Here is a 7,624-nt window from a genome sequence, read left to right on the forward strand (position 1 = left end):
CTGTTACGCACTCACGACCCGCGGGTAAGCTCGGCGTGCGGTCGCCCGGCCTGGGGGTTCACAGCCGGTGCCGGCCGCTTTTCCGGGTAGGTATCTTGAAAGGAATGCGGTGGACACGCGGGTCGAAACGCTCGAATTCCAGGCCGAGGCGCGCCAGCTTCTGCAGTTGATGGTCCATTCGATTTATTCGAACAAGGACACTTTTCTGCGCGAACTGATTTCCAACGCCTCCGACGCGCTGGACAAACTCCGGCTGGAAGCCTTTCGCGACAAGGAACTGCAGGTCGACACCTCTGACCTGCACATCGCCATCGAGGTCGACAAGGTCGGGGGCACGCTCACCGTCCGCGACAACGGCATCGGCATGTCCCGGGACGACGTGGTGAACCTCATCGGCACCATCGCGAAGTCCGGCACCGCCGAATTGCTCGAAAAGATGAAGAAGTCGAACGAGTCGGTGTCGCAGGACCTCATCGGCCAGTTCGGTGTCGGTTTCTACGCCAGCTTCATGGTCGCCGACAAGGTCACGCTGCTGACGCGGCGGGCGGGGGAGACCGAAGGCACCCGCTGGGAGTCCGCCGGCGAGGGTTCGTACACCATCGAGCCGGTCGAGGACGCACCACAGGGCACGTCGGTGACGCTGCACCTCAAGCCCGCCGACGAGGAAGACCAGCTGTTCGACTACACCTCGGATCGCAAGGTCCGCGAGATCGTCAAGCTGTACTCGGACTTCATCGCGTGGCCGATCCGGATGGAGACCGAGACGACCGACGCCGAGGGCGAGTCGAAGACCGAGGTCCAGACGGTCAACTCGATGAAGGCGCTGTGGGCGCGGTCGAAGGACGACGTCGACGAGGAGGAGTACAAGCAGTTCTACCGGCATGTCAGCCATGCCTGGGACGAGCCGCTCGAGACCATCCACATGCGGGCGGAGGGCACCTTCGAGTACCAGGCGGTGCTGTTCATCCCGTCGCAGGCGCCGTTCGACCTGTTCACGCGCGAGGCCAAGCTCGGCATCCAGTTGTATGTCAAGCGCGTGTTCATCATGGACAACTGCGAAGCGCTCATGCCGGAGTACTTGCGGTTCGTGAAGGGTGTCGTCGACGCGCAGGACCTCTCGCTGAACGTGTCGCGCGAGATCCTTCAGCAGGACAGGCATATCCAGCTGATCCGCCGGCGGCTGGTCAAGAAGGTGCTCTCGACGATCAAGGACATGAGCGCCGAGAACTACGAGAAGTTCTGGACCGAGTTCGGCCGCGTCCTCAAGGAAGGCCTGCTCAGCGACTCGGACAACCGCGAGACGCTGCTGGACCTCATCTCCGTCCCCTCGACGAACGACCCGGCGAAGCAGACCACGCTGCGTCAGTACATCGAGCGGATGAAGGACGGCCAGTCGCATATCTACTACCTGACCGGTGAGTCGCGGGCTGTCATCGAGAACTCGCCGCATATGGAAGCGTTCCGCGCCAAGGGTTTCGAGGTGCTCCTGCTGACCGATCCGGTCGACGAGATGTGGGTCGAGTCGGTGCCGGAGTTCGACGGCAAGCAGCTCCAGTCGGTCATCAAGGGCCAGCTCGACCTCGACACCGAGGACGAGAAGGAAGCCGCGGAGTCCGAGCGCGACCAGCTGAAGACCGACTTCGCCGACCTGCTGTCGTGGATGACCACGACACTGGCCGACGACGTCAAGGAGGTCCGGCTTTCTTCGCGCTTGACGACGTCCCCCGCGTGCCTCGTCAGCGAGGCGCACGACATGACGCCGACGATGGAGAAGATGTACCGGGCGATGGGGCAGGCGCTGCCGCACAGCAAGCGCATCCTCGAACTGAACCCGGCACACGCGCTGGTCACCGGCCTGCGCACCGCCGTCGGCGAAACCAAGGACGAGACCGGGCTGAACGAGACGGCGCAGATCCTCTACGGGATGGCGCTGCTCGCGGAGGGCGGGGAGCTGACCGACCCGTCGAAGTTCACCCGCATGCTCGCCGACCGCCTGGCCAGCGCCCTCTGACCCAGCCACGAGATGTCGACATCTCGTGATACCCGGCGTGCGCAACTATCGCCATCTGTCGACAGATGGCGACCGGGTCGACCGGGGCGAAAAACGAAAAAGCAAGTTCGAGGGCGGCCGTCGTACCCCATGCGACGGCCGCCCTCGAACGTGCGTGGGACCTTCTCGATCCGCAGCCCGTCACCGGCACCTGCCCACGCTAGTCGAGGCCGGTGTACCCGGGCCTGTACTCGGGCTGGACCCGGATGCCGCTGACTTCGCCGCGCTGACCTGCGAAAACGCAGAACGCGGGGATAGGGGCTGGTGCGGAGGCGGCATGTTCGCGATGCTGGGTGGGTACGTTGTGAGGCGGGGACCCCCTGGCGGCGTGAAGGGATCGTGCCCGTGGACGACCAGAGACTGCCTTTCGACGTGTGGCTCCGCGAACGCCGCGTCCGGGCGGGTCTGACTCAGGTCCAGTTGGCCGAGCGTGCCGGGGTCAGCGTGCGGGCTGTTCGCAACGCCGAGCTCGGCAGTGTCAGCCGCCCCAGGACGGAGACGATCAGGCGGCTGGCCGAGGCGCTCGGCGAGAACGGCTCCGGCGCGGGCGAACTCCGCATAGACGTGCTCGGGCCGTTGACCGTGCGGCACGGCGAGGACCTGGTCGAGGTCGACGCCGCGAAACAGCGCTGGCTGCTGGCTTTGCTCGCGCTGCAACCGAACAAGGTCGTGCGGCGCGAAGAGATCGTCGACGTGATCTGGGGTGACCGTCCGCCGTCGTCGTGCCTGGAACTGGTCCACACCTACGTCTCCCGCCTGCGTAAGGCGCTCGAACCCGGGCGCGCGCCGCGGGAGCCCGCGCGGACGATCCTCACCGCCAACGGCGGCTACCGGCTCGCCGTCACCGCGGACCAGCTGGATCTGCTCCGGTTCGACGCGCTCGTGGCGGAGGCCGAGAAGGACCCGGAAGCCGCCGAGCAGGCGTACCGCACCGCGCTCGGTCTCTGGCGCGGCCCGGCGCTGGCCGACGTCGAACGTTTCCGGCAGCATCCCGCGTGCCTGGCCCTGACGCGGCGCCGCTCGGAGGTGGTGCTCGCGTACGTGGATGTCGCACTGGCAAAGGGAAATCATGAAGAAGCGGCCGTCCATCTGCGGGCGCTGATCGTCGAAGAACCGTTGCAGGAGGCCGCGCACGCCCGGCTGATGCTCGCCCTCGCCGGTTCCGGTCAGCAGGCCTCGGCGCTCAGGCTGTTCGACGACATCCGGCGCGAGCTCGTCAGCGAGTTCGGCATCGAGCCCGGCGCGGAGCTGCGCAACGCCCAGGCCCAAGTGCTGCGCCAGGACCTCGGCGGCCCGCGGCCCGCGCCGAAACGTCCCGCCCAGCTGCCCGCGGACGTCGCCGGGTTCCGCGGCCGCGCGGCCCAGTTGGCCGAGCTGGACAGCCTGGTGCCCAGCGACGAACACCCGGCGACCGACATGCGCATCGCGGTGGTTTCGGGCACCGCGGGCGTCGGCAAGACCGCGGTCGCCGTGCACTGGGCGCATCGCGTGCGCGACCGGTTCCCCGATGGTCAGCTGTACCTCGACCTGCGGGGATTCGGGCCAGGGCGGCCGGTCGAGCCGGGTGACGCGCTGTCGGGATTCCTGCGCGCGCTGGGTGTCGACGGCGAGGAGATCCCCGCCGAACCCGACGAACGCGCCGCGAAGTACCGCACGGTGCTCGAAGGCCTGCGGATGGTGCTGATCCTGGACAACGCCGGTTCGGTGCCGCAGATCCGCCCGCTGCTGCCGGGCTCGTCGTCCTGTTTCGTCCTGGTCACCAGCCGTGATTCGTTGCCGGGGCTGGTCGCCCGGCACGGCGCCCGGCGCCTCCCGCTCGATCTGCTTTCCCCCGCCGAGGCCTTCGACCTGCTCCGCACGTTGCTCGGCACACGTGTCGACGTCGAGCCGGACGCCGCCGAGGCGCTGGCCGAGTACTGCGCCCAGCTGCCGTTGGCGCTCCGGCTCGTCGCGGAGCTCGCGGTCAGCAGGCCACGGGCGAAACTGCGGGCGCTGGTCGCCGAACTGGCCGACGAACGCGGCCGGCTGGACCTGCTCGACGGCGGCGGGGACCCGCTGACCGCGGTCCGGGCGGTGTTCTCCTGGTCGTACCGCCATCTCCCGGCGGAGTCGGCGCGCGTGTTCCGATTGTGGGGTCTGCATCCCGGCCGCGACTTCACCCTCGACGCGACGGCGGCGCTGGCGGGCACCGGCCTCGGCGAGGCCGCGCGGCTGACGGACACGCTGGTGCGCGCGCATCTCGTCCAGGAAACCGTGCCGGGCCGGTTCCAGCTGCACGATCTGCTGCGCGTCTACGCCGGTGAGCTCGCCGAAGAGCCGGAAGGCCAGGACGCGCTGACGCGGCTGTTCGGCTTCTACCTCCACGCCGCGTCGCGGGCCATGGACGTCGTTTCCCCGCACGAGTCGCATCTCCGGCCGGCCATCACCGAACCCGGGCTCGACGTCGGCTGGCCGGGCGCGGCGAACTCCCAGGTGTGGCTGGAAACCGAGCGGCACAACCTGCTCGCCGTCGCGGCGCACGCGACCCGGCACGGCTGGCCGGACCTGCTCCGCAACCTGTCCGGGGTCCTGTGGCACTACCTCGACGTCGGCGGCTATCACGAGGAAGCGCTCGTGCTGCACACGCACGCGTCGGCGATCGCGCATGACTCCGGCGACCGCGCGAGCGAGGTGGATCCGCTGACCCTACTGGGGCTCGGGCACTGGCGGATGGGCCGCTCGCGCGAGGCGTTGCGCTACCTCGAAGAGGCGCTCGTCATCGTGCGCGACACCGGCAACCGCGGTATCGAAAGCTACGTCCGGTGCACGCTCGGCCTGGCTTGCCGCGCGCTGGGCCGCTTCGCCGACGCCTATTCCTATGGGAGGCAAGCGCTTTCGCTCGCGCGTGAGACGGGGGACAGGACGAGCGAGGTCCTGGTACTGGTACTGCTGGGTGTCGCCTGCCGGGGGCTCGGCCGCTTCGACGAGGCGCTCGACCACCTGGACCAAGCGCATCCGCTCGCGAGCGAAACCGGTGACCGCACGAACGAAGGCTATGTGAGCACCAACCGCGGCGATGTCCTCTCGGCGATGGGGCGGCACGAAGAGGCCGCGCATTTCCTGGAAGAAGGCCTCGACCATTTCCGCGCGACCGGCACCCGCGCGAGCGAGGGCTACGCGCTCTGCATGCTGGGAGCCGTCCACCGCATGCTCGGCCAATACGACAAAGCACTCGAACGGCTCGAACAGGCGCTCGTCATTTCCCGCGAAACCGGCAGCCGGACGAATGAAAGCGTCGCCCTGATGAATCTCGGCGACGTCCACCAGGAATTGCGCAATCACGACGAATCCGGCAGATATCTGGAAGAAGCGCTCGCCATCGCCCGTGATTGTGGTGACCGTGGCGTGGAAACCCGGGTGCTCAACAGTTTCGGTGGTCTCGCCCTCGCGCGCGGCGCGTCTTCCGACGCCGTCGGGCACTATCAGGCGGCGCTGCTCCTGGCCGTCGAAACCGAATGCCCCTCGGAACAAGCGCTGGCGCACCGCGGCCTCGGCGACGCACACAATGGCGAAGACGCGCGCCGTCATTGGGAACGCGCTTTGGCTCTGTACAGCGAAATGTCGCTGCTCGAAGCCGACCTCGTCCGCGAGCGCCTCGCCACCATCCCCGCGTAACACGCCTACCCAAACGGGGAACACGACTACGCAGACGCGTAACACCCGTGTTTCCCGTTCGCGTAGGTGTGTTTCCCGGGAGTGAAGCTTGCCACAGAGGGGGGACGGAGTTACTCCAAGTAGTTGCTTTCCCTAAGCAACTTAATTAGCATGGCTAACTATGACGATGGAAGAACTCGGACCGCGGTACAAGTGGGTCGCGCTGTCCAATACCACCCTCGGCATGCTGATCGCGACGATCAACTCCTCGATCGTGCTGATCGCATTGCCGGACATCTTCAAGGGCATCGGGATCAACCCGCTCGAGCCCGCGAACACCAGCTATCTGCTCTGGATGATCATGGGTTTCCTGGTCGTCACCGCGGTGCTGGTGGTCAGTTTCGGGCGGCTCGGCGATATGTACGGCCGGGCCAAGATGTACAACCTCGGCTTCGCGATCTTCACGGTTTCGTCGGTCATGCTGGCGATCACCTGGTTCGACGGGGACACCGCCGCGCTGTGGCTCATCGGCTGGCGGATCATCCAGGGCATCGGTGGCGCGTTCCTGATGGCCAACTCCTCGGCGATCCTCGCCGACGCGTTCCCGGCCAACCAGCGAGGCATGGCGCTCGGGATCAACGGTGTCGCGGCGATCGCGGGTTCGTTCCTCGGCCTGGTCATCGGCGGGGTGCTCGCGCCGATCAACTGGAACCTGATCTTCCTGGTGTCGGTGCCGTTCGGGCTGTTCGGCACGATCTGGGCGTACCTGAAACTGCGGGACACCGGTATCCGCAAGCACGCCAGGATGGACTGGTGGGGCAACATCACCTTCGCCGTCGGCCTGATCGCGGTGCTGGTCGGGATCACCTACGGCATCCAGCCCTACGGCTCGTCGCCGACCGGCTGGGGCAGCCCGTTCGTGCTGTCGTGCCTCATCGGCGGGATCGCGGTGCTCGTGGCCTTCGTGGTGATCGAGATGAAGGTCGACAACCCGCTGTTCACCCTGTCGCTGTTTCGGATCAAGGCCTTCACCTTCGGCAACATCGCCAACCTCTGCGCGTCTCTCGGACGAGGCGGGCTGCAGTTCATCCTGATCATCTGGCTGCAGGGGATTTGGTTGCCACAGCACGGATACAGCTTCGAGCAGACCCCGTTGTGGGCTGGGATCTACATGCTGCCGATGACCGTCGGGTTCCTGGTGGCCGCGCCCGCGTCCGGGGTGCTGTCCGACCGGATCGGCAGCCGGATGCTGGCGTCGACCGGCCTGTTCATCACGGCGCTGACGTTCGTGCTGCTGATCGTGATCCCGGTGAACTTCAACTACTGGGCGTTCGCCGCGATCCTGCTGCTGAACGGCATCGGCATGGGCATGTTCTCCTCGCCGAACCGCGCCGAGGTGATGAACAGCCTGCCCGCGGACGCCCGGGGTTCGGGCGCCGGGATGATGACGACCTTCCAGAACTCCGCGATGGTGCTTTCGATCGGCTTCTTCTTCAGTCTCATCATCGCCGGGCTGTCGTCGACGCTGCCGGCGACGATGCGGTCGGGACTCGTCGAGCACGGCGTTTCGGCCGGGGCCGCCGACCAGATCGCCAGCCTGCCCGCGGTCGCCGTGCTGTTCGCGGCGTTCCTCGGCTACAACCCGATCCAGCAGTTGCTCGGCAGCCAGCTCGGCCAGCTTTCCCCGGACCAGGCGAGCTTCCTGACCGGGCGGAGCTTCTTCCCGAACCTGATCTCCGGGCCGTTCTCGCAGGGACTGGCCGTCGCGTTCTGGTTCGCCATCGGGGTCTGCCTGCTCGGCGCCGTCGCGTCCTTGCTGACGGGCAAGAAACGCCCTGCCGAGCCGGAGGAGAAGGAGACCGTCGGCGCGGAACTGGCCGGGGTCGCCGGGGAACTCTGAGCCTGTAGACATCGAAGGCCCGCCACGAGAGATCGTGGCGG

3 protein-coding genes are annotated in these 7,624 nt (G+C 67.2%); all 3 read left to right on the forward strand.

The annotated features are described in order from the left end of the window. Nucleotides 1-109: 109 nt before the first annotated feature. On the forward strand, nucleotides 110-2,011 hold the full coding sequence (htpG, locus tag VGP60_RS23930; RefSeq protein WP_327550308.1) for a molecular chaperone HtpG: 1,902 nt from the start codon (nucleotides 110-112) through the stop codon (nucleotides 2,009-2,011). 384 nt (nucleotides 2,012-2,395) lie between these two features. Next, entirely contained in the window at nucleotides 2,396-5,704 is a 3,309-nt protein-coding gene (locus tag VGP60_RS23935; RefSeq protein ID WP_327550309.1) for a tetratricopeptide repeat protein, read from the forward strand. A 160-nt stretch (nucleotides 5,705-5,864) separates the two neighbouring features. Then, on the forward strand, nucleotides 5,865-7,583 hold the full coding sequence (locus VGP60_RS23940) for an MFS transporter (RefSeq protein WP_327550310.1): 1,719 nt from the start codon (nucleotides 5,865-5,867) through the stop codon (nucleotides 7,581-7,583). Nucleotides 7,584-7,624: the final 41 nt, after the last annotated feature.

This window comes from Amycolatopsis sp., assembly GCF_036008905.1.
Taxonomy (GTDB): domain Bacteria; phylum Actinomycetota; class Actinomycetes; order Mycobacteriales; family Pseudonocardiaceae; genus Amycolatopsis.

Bases quoted from the DNA above. Each gene is read 5' to 3' on its own strand.
- VGP60_RS23940 (WP_327550310.1), top strand. From the start codon at position 5,865: ATGACGATGGAAGAACTCGGACCGCGGTACAAGTGGGTCGCGCTGTCC.